Origin of the sequence: Pseudoalteromonas sp. XMcav11-Q (assembly GCF_040104525.1) — a bacterium.
Classification (GTDB): domain Bacteria; phylum Pseudomonadota; class Gammaproteobacteria; order Enterobacterales; family Alteromonadaceae; genus Pseudoalteromonas.
In genome coordinates this window covers 151,939-171,502 of the sequence record NZ_JBECOX010000008.1, presented here as the reverse complement: position 1 = coordinate 171,502, position 19,564 = coordinate 151,939, and the positions used below count along the sequence as shown (strand labels likewise).

The 19,564-nt window shown below is 36.9% G+C and carries 21 protein-coding genes; 17 read left to right on the top strand and 4 right to left on the bottom strand.

All coding sequences use genetic code 11. From position 1 onward, the window contains the following. Window positions 1-813: 813 nt before the first annotated feature. Window positions 814-1,419 (bottom strand): hypothetical protein, encoded by a 606-nt coding sequence (locus tag ABMY45_RS14630; protein WP_349289061.1) that lies wholly within the window; start codon window positions 1,417-1,419, stop codon window positions 814-816. Window positions 1,420-2,126: 707 nt separating this feature from the next. Here ABMY45_RS14630 and ABMY45_RS14625 point away from each other — a divergent pair. From ABMY45_RS14625 to ABMY45_RS14615, 3 genes are all read left to right on the top strand, one after another. Further along, entirely contained in the window at window positions 2,127-2,378 is a 252-nt protein-coding gene (locus ABMY45_RS14625; RefSeq protein ID WP_349289060.1) for a hypothetical protein, read from the top strand. Window positions 2,379-3,059: 681 nt separating this feature from the next. Beyond that, complete coding sequence (locus tag ABMY45_RS14620; protein ID WP_349289059.1) at window positions 3,060-3,275, top strand: helix-turn-helix transcriptional regulator; 216 nt, start codon at window positions 3,060-3,062, stop codon at window positions 3,273-3,275. A gap of 11 nt (window positions 3,276-3,286) precedes the next feature. Continuing rightward, entirely contained in the window at window positions 3,287-4,285 is a 999-nt protein-coding gene (locus tag ABMY45_RS14615) for a hypothetical protein (protein ID WP_349289058.1), read from the top strand. A gap of 12 nt (window positions 4,286-4,297) precedes the next feature. Here ABMY45_RS14615 and ABMY45_RS14610 read toward each other — a convergent pair whose 3' ends face one another. Together ABMY45_RS14610 and ABMY45_RS14605 are read right to left on the bottom strand one after the other, a co-directional pair. Continuing rightward, complete coding sequence (locus ABMY45_RS14610; RefSeq protein ID WP_349289057.1) at window positions 4,298-5,446, bottom strand: DNA methyltransferase; 1,149 nt, start codon at window positions 5,444-5,446, stop codon at window positions 4,298-4,300. After that, complete coding sequence (locus tag ABMY45_RS14605; protein ID WP_349289056.1) at window positions 5,447-6,682, bottom strand: hypothetical protein; 1,236 nt, start codon at window positions 6,680-6,682, stop codon at window positions 5,447-5,449. A gap of 704 nt (window positions 6,683-7,386) precedes the next feature. Between ABMY45_RS14605 and mobC the strand changes: the two genes are divergently transcribed. From mobC to ABMY45_RS14540, 13 genes are all read left to right on the top strand, one after another. After that, on the top strand, window positions 7,387-7,755 hold the full coding sequence (gene mobC, locus ABMY45_RS14600) for a plasmid mobilization relaxosome protein MobC (RefSeq protein ID WP_349289055.1): 369 nt from the start codon (window positions 7,387-7,389) through the stop codon (window positions 7,753-7,755). Then, window positions 7,752-8,702 (top strand): relaxase/mobilization nuclease domain-containing protein, encoded by a 951-nt coding sequence (locus ABMY45_RS14595; RefSeq protein WP_349289054.1) that lies wholly within the window; start codon window positions 7,752-7,754, stop codon window positions 8,700-8,702. Before mobC ends, ABMY45_RS14595 begins: the two co-directional genes overlap by 4 nt. A gap of 17 nt (window positions 8,703-8,719) precedes the next feature. Beyond that, the gene (locus ABMY45_RS14590; RefSeq protein ID WP_349289053.1) at window positions 8,720-9,055 is read left to right on the top strand and encodes a hypothetical protein; all 336 of its coding nucleotides are present in this window, start codon (window positions 8,720-8,722) and stop codon (window positions 9,053-9,055) included. A gap of 2 nt (window positions 9,056-9,057) precedes the next feature. After that, entirely contained in the window at window positions 9,058-10,518 is a 1,461-nt protein-coding gene (locus ABMY45_RS14585) for a type IV secretory system conjugative DNA transfer family protein (protein WP_349289052.1), read from the top strand. 2 nt (window positions 10,519-10,520) lie between these two features. Then, window positions 10,521-10,751: a hypothetical protein gene (locus tag ABMY45_RS14580; RefSeq protein ID WP_045962865.1), complete on the top strand. Its 231-nt coding sequence runs from the start codon at window positions 10,521-10,523 to the stop codon at window positions 10,749-10,751. Next, window positions 10,748-11,503 (top strand): hypothetical protein, encoded by a 756-nt coding sequence (locus ABMY45_RS14575; RefSeq protein WP_349289051.1) that lies wholly within the window; start codon window positions 10,748-10,750, stop codon window positions 11,501-11,503. The genes ABMY45_RS14580 and ABMY45_RS14575 overlap by 4 nt, the downstream gene beginning before the upstream one ends. Before the next feature lie 156 nt (window positions 11,504-11,659). Beyond that, entirely contained in the window at window positions 11,660-12,460 is an 801-nt protein-coding gene (locus ABMY45_RS14570) for a hypothetical protein (protein WP_349289050.1), read from the top strand. Window positions 12,461-12,485: 25 nt separating this feature from the next. Further along, window positions 12,486-13,226, top strand: a complete 741-nt coding sequence (locus ABMY45_RS14565; protein ID WP_349289049.1) for a hypothetical protein — start codon at window positions 12,486-12,488, stop codon at window positions 13,224-13,226. A 12-nt stretch (window positions 13,227-13,238) separates the two neighbouring features. Continuing rightward, window positions 13,239-14,966 (top strand): hypothetical protein, encoded by a 1,728-nt coding sequence (locus ABMY45_RS14560; RefSeq protein WP_349289048.1) that lies wholly within the window; start codon window positions 13,239-13,241, stop codon window positions 14,964-14,966. Next, window positions 14,951-15,844 carry a phosphotransferase gene (locus tag ABMY45_RS14555; protein ID WP_349289047.1) on the top strand — a complete coding sequence of 298 codons (894 nt, stop codon included), beginning with the start codon at window positions 14,951-14,953 and terminating at the stop codon, window positions 15,842-15,844. Before ABMY45_RS14560 ends, ABMY45_RS14555 begins: the two co-directional genes overlap by 16 nt. Beyond that, window positions 15,841-16,446 carry a pentapeptide repeat-containing protein gene (locus tag ABMY45_RS14550; protein ID WP_349289046.1) on the top strand — a complete coding sequence of 202 codons (606 nt, stop codon included), beginning with the start codon at window positions 15,841-15,843 and terminating at the stop codon, window positions 16,444-16,446. The genes ABMY45_RS14555 and ABMY45_RS14550 overlap by 4 nt, the downstream gene beginning before the upstream one ends. Window positions 16,447-16,504: 58 nt before the next feature. After that, the gene (locus ABMY45_RS14545; RefSeq protein ID WP_349289045.1) at window positions 16,505-17,338 is read left to right on the top strand and encodes a sugar phosphate isomerase/epimerase; all 834 of its coding nucleotides are present in this window, start codon (window positions 16,505-16,507) and stop codon (window positions 17,336-17,338) included. Continuing rightward, window positions 17,326-18,327 (top strand): Gfo/Idh/MocA family oxidoreductase, encoded by a 1,002-nt coding sequence (locus ABMY45_RS14540; protein ID WP_349289044.1) that lies wholly within the window; start codon window positions 17,326-17,328, stop codon window positions 18,325-18,327. The genes ABMY45_RS14545 and ABMY45_RS14540 overlap by 13 nt, the downstream gene beginning before the upstream one ends. 102 nt (window positions 18,328-18,429) lie before the next feature. Here the strand turns inward: ABMY45_RS14540 and ABMY45_RS14535 are convergent, their stop codons facing one another. Then, the gene (locus tag ABMY45_RS14535) at window positions 18,430-18,849 is read right to left on the bottom strand and encodes a hypothetical protein (protein WP_349289043.1); all 420 of its coding nucleotides are present in this window, start codon (window positions 18,847-18,849) and stop codon (window positions 18,430-18,432) included. A 113-nt stretch (window positions 18,850-18,962) separates the two neighbouring features. Between ABMY45_RS14535 and ABMY45_RS14530 the strand changes: the two genes are divergently transcribed. Further along, on the top strand, window positions 18,963-19,394 hold the full coding sequence (locus tag ABMY45_RS14530) for an AlpA family transcriptional regulator (protein WP_349289042.1): 432 nt from the start codon (window positions 18,963-18,965) through the stop codon (window positions 19,392-19,394). Window positions 19,395-19,564 lie beyond the last annotated feature (170 nt).

The window sequence follows — 19,564 nt, the reverse complement described above, 5'->3', positions numbered from 1 at the left end:
TTCTTATTACAGAGACAGGTGAGTCGCAATTATCGCAGTCTTTCTCTATACCTGAATTCGTTTCAGTGAGCTGATAAACATCAAAGTCTCAGATATGGATATTGAACATAGAGTGCTGCACATCAAAAACTGAAAGTGAAGTAAAGATAGGCTCATTCCTATGCCATGAGCTCTAGTTGATATCCTGAAAGGCTACATAGCTCAGCGAAATAGACTGAAGAAAAAGTGCATCTACTTTTTTACTTCGAGCAAATATGATACTCCATTGAGCTATGACGTGCTCAGACGTTACATTTCCACACTCAGAGAATATAGCGGCATATATTTTTATGCCCACAAGCTTCGCCGTACCTTTGCTACATTGATGCTTGAAGGGGGCTGTGACTTGTACGCATTGGCTAAAATGATGTGACACAGTGATATAAGTACGACAGAAAGATATTTAAGCGCAACCGTCTATCACTTACAAAGACAGGTGAATAAGCATCCGCTGAATTTTTAGGGGATATCGTGCCATGCGACTTACATTGCTATTAAAAAACCTCTTTTAGAGAATCTGATTGAGGCTATAGGTTATAAAAGGTATTGATCAGATGGTTATAGTGCTTGTTGATCCAACAACAAGGAAAATACTAAACCATGCTTACTTTTGTTAAGATTAATTGCTCGGATAATATCCGGGCTTTTTTTGTTTCTTCTACTGTCCCATTGTGAAATATGTGGGAATGAAGAGTGGGGCTTTGTGACAACAAAAAACCAGAACAAAGTCTGGTTTTTTTGTTGGGATAGTACTCTATGGATGGAAGGAGTGCTTTAAGAAAGACGCGGCTCCTGGTCCTCTGAACCATTTGATTTTGCAGAGCAGATCATCATGGTTAACACTGCACCACAACATACGGCCCATGCTATATAAATAAGCCCTTCGAAATTGTCGTAAATCAATGTCCAAGACTTCCACTCAAAATATGACCAAGCAATATTTTCGATAAGTCCTAGTAGATTAACGACTGACATATACATGAAAATCCAATGAAAAATACCATCAAAATATGTCAACTCGATCTTTGGTGATTTCGATATTAACCGAGAGACTTGTACCCTAAATATTAGAAGGGTTGTGATTAATAAACAGAATAATATTTGCATTCCATAGATCAACGTGCCTTGAAGTAGTTTATTATCAGATGGATTGACATAGTTGACGATACCTGCTTCAAAAATAGCATATTCAATGCCTGTAAAAACGAGGATAATCCCTGCTATATGAGTGATGTTTATATCTTTTTTATATGTTCCGTAGACTACACATACACCTAGCACCGTTAAATAAAGAGGTGTAACGAGGCGATCATCCCAAAGCTGCATATAAAATACCGCCATAGAGAAAATAGTTAGCAAAATTAAGTTTGAAAGTTTCATTACTTATCCTTGTGAGCTCACTTCAGGAGCTGGCTCTATTGGGGATATTTTGGCCGCTTGTGATCTGCGTGGTTTTTTCGCTGTTGCTCCTCCTGACACTAAAGAGCATGAAGTGGGACTACACACTATGAGCGCATGTCGATAACGTCTTATTCCCCGCTGTTTTCTGTCAAGAAGGTCTTTTTTTAATAATGGCTTAGAGAATAAAAAGCGCTGAACTAAGTCAAATAACTTCATCTTTTTCATCATCCTGTAATCTTTTCTTAGTAGAGCTGTTCATAGTGCTACTAACTTGTTTAATCTGATTTAGTAAAGACTTAGTATCTATTTTACAGAGCATAAGCCACAGAAACAGTTGTTTAGACTTAATGTCATTCACACCCTGTTCGTAGTTACTAATTGTTTTTCGATCACATTCTAACTTTTTGGCCATAAGTTATTGAGAAATATTGGCTTTCTTTCTCATCGCTTTTAAATCATCACCATCAATCACGTCCTTTTTTCCTTATTTTTTGTGATGTGGAGACTTTTCCACATCAGAATGAACATAATCTTAACAAAGGTGTCGCAATGTTTAAACAAAAATGAACGTGTCAAACTTACTACAGTTAGAAGATATCGTCGTCACAGCCGTGCAGGGCTATGGATTACACGATATTTATAAATACTCGAAAGGTTAATAGAGTGTTTACATTAAGCATGTTTTTATGCCGAAGCTTCAGGAGATTGTAAAACCAGAGATAACAGTTGAAGAGATCGATTTCTTGCGGTCATTGGATTCTATGTATCAGTACTGTTATGTCCTGGTCTATGTCAAATGCAAGCAAACAGGCCGCTTTGATACTGCCTTTTTTATGGATGATGGTGAGGCTATCAAGGGTACGAGTAAAAGCGATGTTAGCCAGCGCCTTGCTAATTTTCAGGAGATCGCAAAGATCATACGTAATGTGTTGCTATAAGGAGGTTTTCTTTTCAGTAGCGTATAGTGCGAAAAACTCCAATTGATTGGAAGTTTTTGTATAATTTAGGAAACAACGCCTTCAAAAGGTCATAAGTGGTGAAATTATAAAAGGCCCTATTCTGGTGGATGGAAACGTTTGGTGTAGAGAAGACCTGGCAAGTGGTTCAGTGGTACTAGAGCAAGCTTTCCATTACCACGACGGTGAATTTCTTACTTTAGTTTGGTGGCAAGACGAAGATCCTATTTGGAAGCTGTGTGAAGCTATTGGATCGCTGTGAGATTGATAATGGATTAAATACACAGATTATGTTTTGTGGTCAAACATGCTACCAAGTTTGCCTAAAACGGCAAGCCAGCACCTTTTTTAGTTTCCATTAGTGTCATAATTTTAATTCCTACAAAGTCATTTTTGTAAATGGTGAGCGAGCTTGGTCTCATTGGTTTTTACCCGATGATAGGTAGTATACGCCAAGGTGGATCTAATTACAGGTCTTATTTGATAAAGATACTGAATCGCAATTATCTTTCATCTTCAAGAACAGGTTAATAAACACCCGTTAATTCGTGAAGTGAGAGTTGTATGAATGAATAACTCAATAAATTCCTCGGTTGTGACTTATAGTCCGTAGACTCATTGTCAACATTTTGTATCATCAAAGAAAAGTTAACATTTAAGTAGATGACTACAGACATACTAAAGAGCTTTGGAAAGTCTTTGAGGGCATACCGAGTGAATCGAGGCCTTTCTCAAGAAGAACTAGCTGAACTAGCTCATTTAGATAGGACTTACATAAGCGGCGTTGAAAGGGGAACTAGAAATATATCTTTAAAAGCTATTTACTCTCTGGCTACAGCGCTTGAAATGTCGGTGTCTCAACTACTTGCTGAAATCTAAATGGAATAATAATGACAAGGCGTTCTTCATACACCAAAGTTGAGAAGTATAATAGATTAGAAGGCTTAGGAAATCGTAAAGGTGATTTTCAATATAAAGCTATGAATTGTCCAAATACTAATTGTGATAATTTCCTATACTTCCCAGCAGGTCTAGAATATCAAAAGGGTTTTCAAATTGATTGCTGTAAGTGTGGCTATAGGCTTGAAGATGGAAAGTTCTACCACATTTATGACTATGATTTAAAGCATATTGAAAATAATGAAATTATTGAATCTGGTGAGTTTTTGATATCACACAGAGAGCTAGTACAAAGAGCAAGGTTTTATAAGTATTGTATAATTTGTCACTCCCTTAAACCGAATGAAGATTTTGATAATCATGGAAGTAGGAAAACAGGAAGGCAAGGTGAGTGTAATCATTGTAAGCAAATTTATAATGGTATAAAAAATCAAACTAGGATTACTGAGCAACACCGCGAGGCTTCAAGAAACCGTGAGTTTTTTAAGATTCTTTCAGAGGAAGGAACTCACAAGTTAGATCAAGAAGCGTTAATGAAACGATATAACTATTGCTGTTTGGGTTGCGATGAGCCTTTCTTTGATCGGGATAATAGACAGAGACTAGAAATACATTGGGATCATTTACTACCTTCTAAATACTTATGGCCATTAGTTGACTTTAATACGACACCTTTGTGTAAGGCTTGTAATTTAGAAAAGTCTGCTAAGTGGCCTGATCAGTTTTATACCCAACAAAAACTCCGAACTATATCAGCTATTTCTGGTATAAAGTTCGATATTTTAAATAGCAGCGTCCCAGTATATTACCCCGAAGCTTTAAATAGCTTACAGAACCCTAACACGGTATTTAAACTTTTAGAGAGTTACGGGCCTAGATATAGAAGGGAAATTATAAGATTAGATAAGCGCATCCAATCTGATACTGGGTTTAGTTTTTTGAGAATAGCCGTAGATGAAGGGATGATTTCTTCAAGTTGGTTAGAGTAGAGCTACATAGCTCTACTTCTTAATTAAAACTAGATACTGGTGTCCCTTAACAGAGCCTTTATCTTTAATTCCATGAGACTCGCAATGCTCTACCGACTCAGTAAACGTATCAATATGATTGAAGTATTTATTACTATACGGCAATAGTTCTTCAGCCATATTGCATTTTGCACTATGTCCTAAATGAAAAACAGCGATACCATTATCAACTAATCTATTACTGCATTGCTCAAAGATCCTGTCATATATTTCAAATGTAGATTTTTGAAGTGTTTCAACAAAAGATTTTGGGTTCTCTTGAAAGTCGGCTTTCCCCCAACCACAAAACCAATACCTCATCCAATTGGCCATATAGAATTTCGTACTATCAAAGAATGGAGGTGAAGTAATAATCGCATTTACATTTTTAATTTCTTGAGGCCACTCAGAGAGAATATCTGCTTGATAGCAGTGACCCTGACTGAACAGCTCCCCACGTTGTACATTTAACGATCTGTTAACTTTGTCTGTAAGCTTTTCAATGACTGATTTATATATAAATTCGCCAGTAGGGGCATAGGGTGTAATTGGGTGGCTTGTTCTGCTCAATGCATATGGTCGGTTACCATGTAGTATATGTAGCATGCATGAAAATACTAGAGACCAACTCCCGCTTTCTGGATGTTTAATACTAAAAAAATCTCTAGCAAGTTGAATTTCTTTTAAAGTTTGAGGGTGAAAATAATCAGGAATCGTTTTATTGAAGCCAATTTCTCTTGTATCTTCCTGTGATTTTGAGGATGGCTCATTATTTGAAATGAAGTTTTCTAATTGCGAAATTATCTTCCTAATCTCACCCTCGTTATGCTCCATCAATTTAGCGTTGCTTAGAGATGTAGCTAGCTCTCCAATATCTAGACCTAAACCGATACGTCCGTTTAGAGATGCTTCAAAAGGAATGGTGCCTGAGCCTGAAAAAGGATCTAGGACAATATCACCCTCTCTAGTGAAAGTCTTAATTAAATGATAAGCAAGCGCTGGCTTCATTTTGCCCTGATAAGAACAAACGGAATGTAACGGACTCCCCCAGTTGCGCTTTGAAAACGGCGCTAAGGTGTGAGGAAAGCTGCCTTTGAATGATTCCCAATTATTTAATATAATTTTAATGTTTTCTCTTGTCATTTATTTGTCGTTGTTAAAAATTAATAATGTTTGACTTAGCGATGCCCCATTTTTTGACTTTCTTTTTCTGAGAGTTATCTCTTCTAATAAACTCAGGGAATGTTCTTTCGCTATTTCTGCAAGAATTGTATGAGTTGGGACGTAAATTCCCGAGTAAAAACTATCCCCAATATCAATGCAGATTTTAGCATCTTTCTTAGTGTTCTTAGCTAGTCCAGCTAATACTAGGGACATTTCTTCAAAATATCCTGCAACCATTCTTGATATACGAGAATCATATGCTTCCTCTTTTAGTCTATCGAACAACTCTTTGATCGAAGGGTGTATTACATTCCCTTTGAGCTTAGTCACATCATTTATACCAGAAGTAATTACTTTATCTCTAAAATATCTTAAACATTCTGATGAGGTAATAAATCTTGTAAACCATAATTCTAATTTGGTGTTTCTAAAATAGTTTGTTCCATTCAGGTAAGGAGGGCTAGTTATAACACCGTCAGCAAGTAAAGCTTTATTAGTCAGATCTTTTGCATTCGTAGATATTAATTGTGCTTTACCAGAGCTGGTTGGACATCTTAAACAGTCTAATGCCATTATTTTTAGTTGGTTAGAAATACTATTAAAGTAATCTGGAAGCCCTTTTTCCAACTCTCTTTTAGTTTTAAATCTTACATCACCAGCGCGTTTTAATAACGAACATTTCACAAGTGATGACATAACTGCTATTTCTAACGAATCAGCCAACAAGCTATCTTTTTTATATAGTTTATCAATATAACTTCTCGTCTTTAATATACTGAAAAATACATCTTGTGTGAAAAAAACACTATCTTTAAATGCTGAAAAGTAACTACTCTTTAAAAGTTCGTCTTCATTTTGGTCTAATATGTGCTCTGAAATATTTGAAGATAACAGGTTGAGCTTTTCTGATAGTTCAGATTTCTCAATAGAGTTAAGTTTAGCGATTGTTAGTTTTGCAGATATAACTTTCCGCATTGCGGGGTTGACTTCAGTATATGAGCAGTCTATTCCTCTTAAAGCTAGAGTTAATGGTGTTGTCCCGACACCTGCGAATGGTTCTATTATGTGTCCAGCTCCTGCTAAGTACTTGTCCAGGACGGCGTTAACAAATTCTGAAGAATATCCCTCTAAATATGCATACCAATCATGTAAATATTCACCTTTTCCGCCAGTGTGAGTCGTGTGCGCTGGTGCAATGTTAAATGGAGAAGTCATTTAGTGTAGAACTACCAAGTATCGTTTAGTGGTATAGGATACGCTATACTGCTAGATATGTAGTCTATAGTCAACATTGATTTTGACTTCTATCAGGATAAAGTAGATCTTGTCACTCTCGTTTAGCTAACCGAATTATCACTACTGTTTTAGAAGCTTTCCTGATATTTAGGCAAGCAAATTTTTGTCATTTTTTGGATTGATAGCACATTAAGCTGTGGCTCAATGTGCTTTATGTTGAGTTGGCGATTTATTAAGTTAATTCCTTATTAGTAGTTTGTATCGATAGTTGCTGTCTTATTTTTGAGCGTCCGAAGTAATGAACCAGCTTTTTCCTATAAAGTTACCAAAGTGGCCCGATAAGGTAGCCGTGCTTTTTAAGTGATAGCCATCCTCTCATATTAGTGTTTCGTATTGGTTTGCATGACAGAACTTTGTATGGCAAGCATCTTCAACTTTGATGATGTTGATTCTCCTGAGTTATGTTGATAGTAAGTTAAGTCTCTGTATGAAAGTGTGAAGATGAAGGGCCAAAATTCAGCAAACAAAATCATAATGACAGGTTTTAAAATTGCTGCAATCGTTCAATAAATCATCTATGCTGAGTGGAGTAGCAAGATTGCAAGTTGGTAACCAACATTTGCTCTCTTGCTTAGGGGAGCCCCCTAAGAACCCCAGGGTTTCAACAGCTGGAATGCGAGCATATGGACGAAAAACGGCGCGAATATTTCAAGAACTATGTTGAGCAAAGGAAGCGTATTAGCATTAGCCTCAGCTTGGCGGACTATCAAAAAATAGAATATTTAGCGGGAAAAATGCAGATGAAACCAACTTCATTTGTAGGCCATGTTGTTCAACAAAAGCTGGGGAAAAATCCACACCTATCACCAGAAATACTAAAAGAGCTTACTGAACTTACCTACCTTATTCGTAATATTGCCAACAATGTGAATCAAATAGCTCATCGCTCTAATACGCTCAAAGTGATGGTTGATGAAAATGCCTTACTCATGGAGCTAAAACGACTTGAAGATACCGTTAAAAATTACGTATCACAAAAGGTAGACATATGATTATCAAGTCGATGAGCCGCAAAAGCAGAAGCTTTTCACAACTCTACCATTACATGAAAAAGGGCTCGTCACTTAATAGTGAATATGATTTTTTCACACAAAATATTTATGCACGAAGTGACAGAGATATCGTTGCGGAGTTCTCAGCCAATGCTCAAAAAGTAAAAGCCCGTAAAAATGGCAACTATCTGTACCATGAAATCATATCGATTACTAAATCATCACAGCTCACTCTTGAGCAAGAAAAGCAGCGGCTTTTTGATATTGTTCAGCGATATGTTCAACAACGTTGCAGATATAATCTGGTCACCGGTTATTTGCATGATGAAAAAAGTAACAACGTGCATTTTCATTTGATGATCAGCAGTAATGAAATTGACTCACCAAAAAATCAGCGGCTAACAAAGTATGAGTTTGATCGAGTTAAAAAAGAAACCGAACGATATGTGATAGAAACATACCCTGAGCTTGAACAAGACATTCTTATAAGCGCGACCCGCGAGCAAAGAAAACAAAAACAATCAAATAAAGCTGGTGAAGTAAAGCGCAAAGGAGGGCGACTTGAAAAGAAAGAAAAAATCACTCAAACACTCAGAGATATTTTTGCGCAAAGTCGTACCATGAATGAGTTGTTTACTCATCTCTCAACGCATGGCATTGAGATGTACAACCGTGGAAATACTATAGGTTTTATCACACTCGCTGATAGCAAAAAGTACCGATTAAAAACATTGGGATTAGAAGAAGAGTTTCAGCAAGTAGAAGCACTATCGTGTCAATCGGCACACAAGCAAAGTGAGAAGCCAAAACCAACCGCTTCATCAAAGCAAAGGGATGGTACAGCGCCTACGCAAAATGATGAAGCAGAACGCAGAAAAGCTGAAATAAGCAGGCTGCGCGGTAACAAAAATGGCAATAAGCAAAACGATAACGATTTCGAACGTTAGTTCTTAGAGGTGAGCATATGGATATTTTAGGTTTTTTTGATGGGTTGTTTAGCTTCTTTTCAGCCTCGCGTGCTGCGCAAGAGATCAGTGATGATACTCCGCGAGTTGGCCCAGCGTCATCACAAAAAGGAGATGAAAAAGCCAAAGCACTGGCTCAGCAAAATGAACAATCAAAACAACGAAGGCAGTCTCGCTTAAAAAAGGCACAAGAACAAAAGCGTGAGCTTGCTCAACAAGCCGAACAAAGACAACAGCAAATTAGCCAGCAAAAGCAAGAAATCGCCACACAAAGAAAAAATAGAGCTCGTGCGAATGCTAAGACTAAAGATTACTCCCGAAGCAGGGAGCGTTGATCATGTCAAAAATTATTAAAGATACGTTTTCAAGCCTGTTTAGCATGGGAAGTTTTGTTGCTAAAAAGAAGCTTCTGGTTCAAGAACAAGGAGCACGTTTTGCCAATAAAGCCGAGCTTACTTCGATGTTTTCAAAAAGTAATAAAGGGCTACTCATTAACGGGAATGATAAACGCTTATCACTCCAAGACTCCTTTGAGCATTTAGCCGTGATCGCGAAGCCTGGTTCAGGGAAAACAACAGCCTTTATTATCCCATCAATATTAGAACTCAGCTCTTCTTATTGCTCCATGATAGTGAATGATCCTAGTGGTGAAGTGTATCAGCTCACCAGTGGTCATTTAGCTTCAGAGGGTTATCGTATTGTTAGGTTATGCCCTGAAGACTTGCCATCATCTTCACGTTTTAATCCTTTTGCTGGTTTAGACGCGCGCCGCACGATAGAAATTGAACAAATCTGTGCATCTATCATTTTGTCCAAGTATGGCGCAGATAAAGAGCCTGTGTGGAACGAGGGGGCTATTTCGATACTGGAAGTCTTATCAAAATGTCTCGCGTATTCTCAGCCTCATAACCTTAATTTGGTTGAGCTTAATTCTTTAGTTTTGCGGTTTGGAAGTGATGGGACTGGCCTTGATGATTGGGTAGCTGAAAATTCTATTAACCCCTTTGATCCAAGTGACCGCTCCTTGTGGGAATCATGGTTGGGACTTACCACCAGTAACGAAAAAATGCTCAGTAGCTATGTCACTATATGTAAAACAGCACTCAAACAACTCAATAACCAAAATATTCGAGAGTTAATGCGTTCAGATACAATTGATCTGAAAAATATCCGCAATGAAAAAACCATTATCTATTTAAATTTCTCAGAATCAAAGCAAGCTTACTATCAGTTTATTATTGATCTATTTTACGTACGGTTTCTATCCATTGTTATGGATCATAAACCCGCAGCAAACGAGCTAGATATTTTTGGCTTTTTGGATGAAATGGGAAACAGCTACATAAATGATTTCAACATAAGCATCAACAACGTGCGCAAGTACCGTGTTTCACTCTCTCTAGTCTTTCAGGGCATTTCTCAACTAGATGATAAGTATGGCCCACAAAAAGCCAAGGCAATTAAAGCTGGTATTGGCAGTTATCTCATATTCAGAGGGGGCGACTTAGATACTAATACAGAATTCTCAAATGTCATCGGAGATCGCGCCATAACGCAGCGCGAGAACTTTACTGATATTCGACGTACACACGAACGTATGCCTTTATTAGCCCCTGATAGGCTCAGAACTTTGGGGAGCAATCAAGCTTTGTTTATATCGACCTACAGGCAACCAACCATTGTTGATTGTATGAAGTACTTTGAACATGGAGATTACTCACGCTTAACCAAAAAACCACCCGCACAGACCAGTAAAGCGTCCGTAACCTTAGATTTTGATACGACATTGAGGCTATAACAATGAATTCGGATTTATTGTTTTTCCTCGGGATCTTTTGGTTTATTGGTCTGACTATTGGTTGGTTTTTTAGAAACGGCATTTCGTTTATTGGCCTTATTGTTTTGCTCTGCCTATTACCTGTATTTACAGTCGTTTCTATGATTGATTGGTGGCCGTTTACCACGGCCTTTGTCGTTGGTTTGCTCATTCATACATGGAAACCACTTTACAAAAAGGTACAACAACTATGACATCACTCCTTTTTGGCGCAGCTGCTTATATGCTAACGGGGTATTTAATTGGCAAATTGTTTGTGCGTTTTAACCCTGCTTTGATGTTGATCGGTTTATTTCCACTCTATGGTATGTGGATAGGTATTTCCGAGTTAGACAATAAGTACTTCGCCACCGTGTTTTTTGTCATTGGGATGATCCTGAATTTCAATCGGCCATTAACTTATGCACGTTCACGTATCAGTGATGTAGTAGGGACAATACGGTTACGCAAATTAAGCAATGACTACGCTTCAAACATTGAAGCACAAAAACAACAGGCTGAGCGTGACCTATACGAACAAAAGAGGCAAGTAGAAGAAGAACTCAAACGCCAGAAGAAAGAAGCAGAGCAAGATCTCCAAAGGCAACGCCGAGAAGCGGAAGAGGCCATTAAGCGCGAAGCTGAAAATCTGCGTAAAGAGCGAGAGCGCTACGAGCGGGAACAAAGCAACAATCAAAACCAAGCTAACTCAAATCAGTCCTCAAGTTCGCAGTCGAGTAACAACGAGCGACACCTAAACCCATTAGTGTTTGTTGACGCGTGTGAGATCTTAGGCTTGGGCCAAGGCAAGACCTTAAAAGAATACAAAGCAGCTTATTTAAAGCTCATGAAGCTGTATCACTCAGACAAACTAGCAGGGTTGAGTGATGAATTACGTAAGCAAGAAGAAGAGAAAGCCAAGGCTTTGAATCTGGCTTGGGGTACGGTGAAGAAGAAACTTAAGTAGATGAATGAGCTTATGGAGATTTTAGAAATCTAAGCTTGCTTTTTCTAAATATAGAATAAAATTACATGGAGTAAACTTTTCAGTAACAACTGTGTATGCTACGTTGATAAATGGAAAGTTATTCATTGATTAATTTAGAAAGGATAGGGACGAACTATGAAATTTAAAAAATCAAGATATAGAGTTAATGGTATTGCTGGGGACTTTTATTACGACTCATCGCGTACTTCTTTTGACGGACTATTCTTGTCTCTGATTGGCTTACCATCATTTCCAGGCCCAAATAAGATGATTGAAGAAGTTGTTAAGTATGGTTACATTGTTATACAACCTCATTACCCTGGAACATATGATTCTGATGGAGAGCTAAGCCCGAGCGCTTTTTACGAAGTTTTTGAACATCTGAATCTATTGCTCCATACAGGAATACCAAAGGGTGGATCTGTAATAGATATACCGAAGACTAATATTGTATTGACAGGGCATAGTTTCGGGTGTGCTGCTCTTTTGAGAGGTGTCTGCAAATTTGAGTATGAAGCTAATGCAATTTTTTTCGGCCCTGCGGCACATTATAGTCGAGAATCTCCTGACTATGGTTTGATAGAAGATGGTCCAGAGCATTTTTCTAAGCTACGACTTAGTCATCCTCATACGTATAGGTTAGCTGAGCTTTCTGAATGGGCCACCATTATTAATGGTAAAGATCTCCCTCCAAATCATCCACAGACGAATAAAATAAAGGGGGCAGCTATTGTTGTTGGTGAAAACGATGCATATTGTGATAAAAATGCTTGTAAAGAGAATCTACCTACATTAATTCAGGCCTACTTTGGAAGTTCTTGCAAAGTGAAATGGTATGAAGTTGAACAGGCTGGCCATCCATTAACGGACCTCGTTTCATCTGGCAATTTTCATATCTGTAATTTACTCGAGGAGTTTAAAGTTGGCAGAGTGTAAAGGTTGTCCAATGCCAAGGTGTACAATGCTTGCTATTTGTAGAGTCCAGCTAAGAAGCAGTGGACTTGAGTTACTACTTTGCCAAGAACATTCTGAACTTTATCACAATGGTATAATTTCAGAAGAAATGCTTTTTGCTTTAGCGGAGTTGCAAACAGAAGAAGTGCAGTCTTCTAGTAGTGTTTTCCTAGATAGTCGAGAACGATATTTGGGAGAAATTACTCGAAGATTGAACGACTTTACAGGAACTCTTTATATTACTTACGTAGGCCCCTTGCCACTCCACCCCTTGTGGTATCAAGATATTAGAGATTTATCGACTACCCTCCCTAATATGGACAGATTGGTTAAGAAGATTATCACGGAACAATCTAATGGTGCTGATTACGATATTAAAATTATATTCAGAAATTCAGCTAGGTACATTGAAAAAGTAAGAGAAATGACACCTCCTATTTTAATGAAAAAATTACGTTTTGATTTATTGGAGTCAATAGATAATATCTTCGGTCCTGGTAAAAAACAACCTCTATTCTGCTGTTCTGATTTTGGGAATGTTCGTATACCTACGATTTTCATGGATGCTGCAATCACCGCAATACGAGAAGTTCCGTCAAGCCCTATAGATTCAGGAATTCTGATAACAGAATCAAAGATTTTAGAGTGGGAAAAAAACTCATTTGAGCGGATCTTTTTAGGCGCACATCGGGGAGTTCACACAGAGCTTAACGAATTGAAGAACTTCATTTCATCTGTCCTAGTATAATAATGTACATCAATGAAAAAAAAGAAACCAAAAACTTTAGTAGTTGCAACATCATCATTTCACCCAATAGATCTTACAGCTGCAATTTTTAACCTTCTTCAGGATAATTCTGCGCAACTTAAGATTTTAGTCGAAAGTGGTTCAGGGATGACCTCTTTAATTCCGCGAGCCAGATGTGGAGCTGCTTACCATAGCTTGCCTCTCCCTCTTGCAATTACAGAAAATGGAGGTGTTGTTAGGCAGCTTCATATTCCTTTAGACTTAGAAAAAAAAGGTATAGGCTTCAGCCTTTACATCAATGCGCTAAAAAAGCTGCCAGGTTCTTCAGTGATCAACTTTAATAAGCTTGAGATTTTTTCGGATATAAATGGAAAACCAGAAAGTAGTATGGCTGAAGCGTTAAGCTTAGTGTTAAAAGAGCTACTAAGTGGACAAAATATCATTGTCGATGAAATTAAATCTTATGCACAGAGGAAAGAAGGAGTTTACGAAACGTTACAAGCGTTGGAGGCATTAGAAAATCAACTAATTAATAGTGATGGGGAAGTTTTTGATTTTCTAAAAGGTGGGTATTTAGAGCTTAAGACATTTAAAGAAACTAAAAAATTTCGTGGTGCGAAAGTTATCTTTGATGCTGTTTATTTAATTGATGAAAAAGGTTTTGAGAAATCAACTTCTTATATTAAATCTCTGATAGAGAGGGGGAGGGCTATTTTATTTTTTAAAGGTCCAATGGAACTTCATTGGTTAGAAAGCGTTGGTAGTTTGGCGCATTTACCTTGGTATTGTGAATTAATTCCATGCTCCAAAATGAGTAAACATGGAATATCTGTAGATGAGTATATTTCCCCATTCTCCGTAGCTTCGAAGATTCGCTCGCCAGCTTTTGGAAGCAATAAATATAGGTTAGAGCCTAGCGGATATACATTGCTAGATTATCTGGAGGTAGATCAAGTAAGAAAGTTTGTTAGTTTAACTATTTCTAGAGATGGTATAGCAGAAGGGTTAGAAAAAACTTTGTGGAAAAAAGTTACTGATCTATACCCTGCAGTAAAACAGAAAGCACTCAAGAGTCAGTCATCTTCTTCTTATATAAGGCAGGAATTATTAAAAAATAGTTTGAGAGAGTTGAAGTCAGGTAATGAACTCGGTTTACAGGTCTTTATGCAAGAGGGGGATGTTTTTATATCTGATAAATTAACTCAATTGGCTTCTCTAGTTAAATTGTTGAGGGAAAAAAAGCAAAGGCCTAACGGTAATTTCGAGTTTTCTAATTTACAATTTGAAACCCTTTCAAAAGCGAAGTTGTTGGAAGGAAATGTTGTCAGTAATATTAGATTAATGGAGCTATGTAAAAGTGTTTTAAGTGAGGCGCTTATTTGGTGCAGTTGGATGGCTCCCTCAAGCAAAGCCTTCGAGCCTAAATCTCTTAGTTCAGATGATCTAAATCATGCTGTAAATCAGATTGTCGGGTATAGGAGTCAATTTGAATATGATAATAATAATCACATTGACTGTTGTAATAAAGAGAAGTTGGAATCGCAAGTTAAAATTATTGAAAATGTTTTGGAGCGAGTTATTGAAATTATGATTGCGTATTTGGCTGGTCCTCTTAAAGCTCATATTTTTAATTTATGGTTGCTTGATGAAAGTAATTTGAGAAAGTCTTGGCAATGTTTATCTTCAAAGAGGCGTTTTAATTCATTGAGTTTAAAGGTAGTTTTATGGAGAGTGAAATAGAAGAAGTTTTGAGGGAATTAAAGTTATCCTCACAAGATTTAAGAATTGAACTTATGGAAAATGGAATAGCATCTAAAAACTACCATATAAGGAGTAATGATGAGGAATTCTTGATAAAATTAGACTCTCGGGGAGTAAGGGAGCATCAATTAGATCTGTCAGCTAGAAATTGTGCTCAGAAAGCAGGTGTTTCAGTTCCTAAAACGCTTTCAATTACTAGTTGCTCTAGTAGTATATTGGAATTTATAAATGGGGATGATTTTAATTATTTAGGTGAAAATGTTAGCCTTTTAGCTAAAACTCAGGCTTCTTTACATAATGTTACTCCGCCCCCATTTGTTAGAAAGTCAGTCTATTCAGATATAACAATAGATAGAGATTTGACTTTAGCTATAGATAATAAATATCCACTTAAAGTTGTTAATATTTATGATGTGCTTTATAAAGCTCCAGAAAATATAATTTCTCCTCTATTTCAATGTGGAAATTTAACGCATTGTGATCTTAAACCTGATAATATATTAAAATATAAAGGTTCCGTTACTTTGCTTGATTGGGAAAAATCATGTTCATGTAGTAGAGAAATGGATCTAATTCTCGCTCTTATGTTTCTAATTGCAGATAACCAAAATATTGATGAGCGTTTGAAAATATTCTGTAATGCCTATTTGAATGAAATTGATGGTTTTTTAAATAGTGAATTGATCTTAGATGCATTGAAATATGTTCCTCTTGTTTTCTTATTTCGAGATGCAGGCTTAGCTATATCAAAAAGTGAGCAGAGAAGGGTTGAATATGTAGACTTTTTTGTATATCCAATGTTGGTTAGTTGGTACGAAAATGGTTGTGAAGAAAAGATTCGGAACTATTTGTTATGAAAGTATTGTATTTAGTTATTGCTTCCCTTTTTATTGGTAGTGTGGCTCTTGCTTTTGCTTTGACTTTAAGCAGCAAAGAACAACTATCTTTACAAGTTTTTCTAGCAGAGTTCTTTTCATCATTGGGTGGAGAAGTGATAGGAGCCGTTGCAGTATTTTTGTTAATGGAATGGAAGCTCAAAAAAATTGATGCTGAATCAACAAAGAAAAGTCAAAAAATAGATTTGTGCAAAAAAATAGTATCGTTACTAAAGACAAATAGCAGAGATTTGCAAATCGAGGCGATATCCTTAGCCCGTTCTACAGGAATACTATTCGATGGAAGTTTTGAAGGAGTTAATTTGCAGGGAGTTTCTTTAAGAGAGCATCAGTTAGATGGTAGTAATTTTCGAGGATGCTGCTTGGCAGGTGTTGATTTTTTTGGTTCTTCTCTAAATGCTGCTAACTTACAAGGCGCAGATCTTACCAACGCTAATCTACAAAACGTATCTCTTTCGTGGGCAAACCTTTATCAAGCTAAAGTTTCACACTCTCAGTTGGAAAAATCAAGTGTCCTTTGGAAAGCAATCCTACCTTCAGGTCAAGAGTTCGAAAGGGGTTAATTACTAATTAAGTAAAGTGGAATTACAAATCTCCATAAAAGTTGTTTTAAGGATTAAAATGAAAATCAGTATTATATCAGATGAAATTAGCCAAGATTTTGAAAAAGCACTTATATTTTGTAAAAGTATTGATGTTGAATATGTCGCAATTCGTTCTGTTTGGGGTAAAAATGTATTAAATCTTAGTGATGAAGAAATTAACAAAGTTGATTTTCTTTTAAGGTGCTATGGTTTGAAGGTTTCTTCTATATTGTCTCCTATGTTTAAATGTTACCTAGATGTTGAATCTTCTTCAAGCTTTGCTTTAAATTCTTCTTTTGGTTTCTCTGTAAGTTTAAAAGAACATTTAAATATGATAAGTAGACTCTTTGAAATTTGCGACAGACTTAAAGTTAATTTAATAAGAGTGTTTTCGTTTCTTAAAGATAATGGGAGAGAGGGGGAGGTTTCTGAGGATAGGATTATTGATTATATTGGTTTGTTGTCTAGAGAGGCTGAATTATCAGGTAATATATTGTTGATAGAAAATGAACATAGTTGTTGGGTTAGTACTGTTAATCAACTTTGCTCCATTATTAATAAATATTTTGACAAGAGTAAAAATGTAATGGCCGCTTTAGACCCATGCAACCATTTTGCAATTGATAAAAGTAGCGGCTTTTATACTGAATTTAGCAAGTTGATACCTAGGGTAATGGATTTGCATGTGAAGGATAGAGGTTTTGATGATGATATATTGGTTGTGGGTGATGGAATTATAGATTGGGGATTAATAATTAATGAATTTAAAAATTTTGGTTATGATGGTTTTGTTACTATGGAGCCGCATTTATATCAAGATCTTGATAAAATAAATGAATCAATAGGAAGGGTAAGGAAGTGGATATATTAAATTGGGGAGTTATTGGTAGTTCAAATGTTGCAAAAAAGCATGTTGATTCGTTACTAAAGTTAGATGGTGTGGCTTTAAAGTCTATTTCTGACCCATTTTTTGATAAAACCATGAATTTGAAAGGTAATATGGATTTTTATCATAACTATAAAGAAATGATAATTGGGGGGGGGCTTGATATTGTTAGTGTCTGTAGCCCTACTCATATGCACTTTGATATGGCAAAAACGCTATTATCCTGTGGTATTCATGTATTATTAGAGAAACCACCGTGTCTTCACCTTGATGAACTAGCGGAATTGGAAGATATATCCTTGACCACTAAAGCAAAGGTGTTCAATGTTTTGCAGTATAGATTTAACCCTGTTATAAATTGCCTGAAATTGTTGCTAGATGATAACTTGTTAGGTAAGCCTCTCACGGTGAATATTTTAGTAAGTTGGAAAAGAAAACCAGAATATTATCTTGAAAGTGATTGGAGAGGTAAAAAGAGTTTGGAAGGTGGAATGTTGTTTAATCAACTCTTTCATCATTTAGATTTATTAACATTTTTGTTTGGGGAGATATTGCCCAAAAAAAAATTGGCAGATAGATTAAGTTATAATTTTTTGGAAACAGAAGATACTGTTAGCCTTCTCTTGAGAGCGAAGGAAGGTCCATTAATAAACTTAACCGCGACAGTTGCTGGTTTTGGAACAAATACAGAGAATCTTGATATTATTACTGAAAAAGCACGAATTCGGCTATCAGGAAAGAGGCTCAGCAATATTGAGTTGCTAGAATCGAGCTCGGATATATACGCGTTTCTATCAGATAATGATTATCTTTCTGCCAAGTCAGAGAGAGATATTGATGCATATCTTTACACTGCCTTAATTGAACATGTCTTACGAGATTTGAAAGGCTTGCATTCCCTTGCGCCGAGGTTATCAGATGTTTTACCTTCTGTTTCAATTGCCTCATCTTTGAATAGTGAGCTCTATAAATAGGGTGAAAAGACCAGAGGGACTTCTTGAATTGTAACTCAATAGCCTTAAGAAAGTGGGTTTGTTAGTTTTGCGCAAAGTTGAGATTCTAAAGTTCTATTTGATCTAATTAAACTTTTTAGAGCAATCATTATTTTTTGAGAGTGCTTGCGAATTTTGTTTACGGATACTATCCACTTCTTCCATACGAGCCCTAACAATCTTTTCTTTCTTATTCTCGATCTGATTTGGGGTTTTGTTACGAGAATGTAGATACTTTGATTCTCGGTCTGAGAGATAGCCCTTATCAATAGCTAACTGTATTTCTGAATTGTTCAACTTTGACACTGCCATCTCAAGCGTATTTGTGGTGATCTCCATCGCTTTTTGAAGATCTTCTTTAGAGCCTAATCGGTCTTCCCAACCTTGTTGGTCATGAAAGTGAAAGCTTGCCTCGATATTCAGCCACGCTCTATAAGCCTCTTTGTAAGCTTTCGCTTTTTCTTCAAGAGAATCATCGATAGGATGGTAAAAATGAGCTTTCAAAACGACACACCAATTAACGGACATATGAGTAATTCTGTGCTTGATCGCTTCAAAAAGCAATACTAGTAATATTCTTTTGATTTCCCAGCAAAAACACATTACTTTAATCAGCTATGGAACAAGCATTTTCACCGCAATTGTGCGAAATATCTGACAGCATGGGGCTGGGGCTATATCAGCGTTTAAGCACGCAAGAAGCCTCATTGTTTTTGCGTTGTCCATTGAAAACAATCGAGCAACTAATTGCTCAGAACAAGATTGGTTATATATCTCTTCCAAATGCAGACATAGAGTTCTTTGGTTACATGCTTCTGGAGTACATGTTGGAGCACGTTAACGAGCCAGTGAAGCAAGCCAAGCAGTCTCAAAACACACACCAGGAAAGAATCTTAAGGCTAGAAGAAGTCACCCAAATGGTTGGCCTTAGTCGCACTACATTGTGGCGTATGGAGCGAAAAGGGGAGTTTCCCTCGCGAATACCGCTCAGTAGCAGAAGCGTAGGCTGGCGTTCTGTTGATATAGAGAACTGGATGAAAAATAAATAAATTTAGCCTTTATTTCATCCGAGGGGTATAAAGTGGGGTATCGGTTTAACGCCCATGCGTCTCTATAAAAAGAAGTTCAAATTAAGTAGCTAGTGTCAAATAGGCGCGGCTTTCTACCGTGCTCTTATTCCTACATATGGACTTCCCAGACTTTGCTAGACACCCAAGGA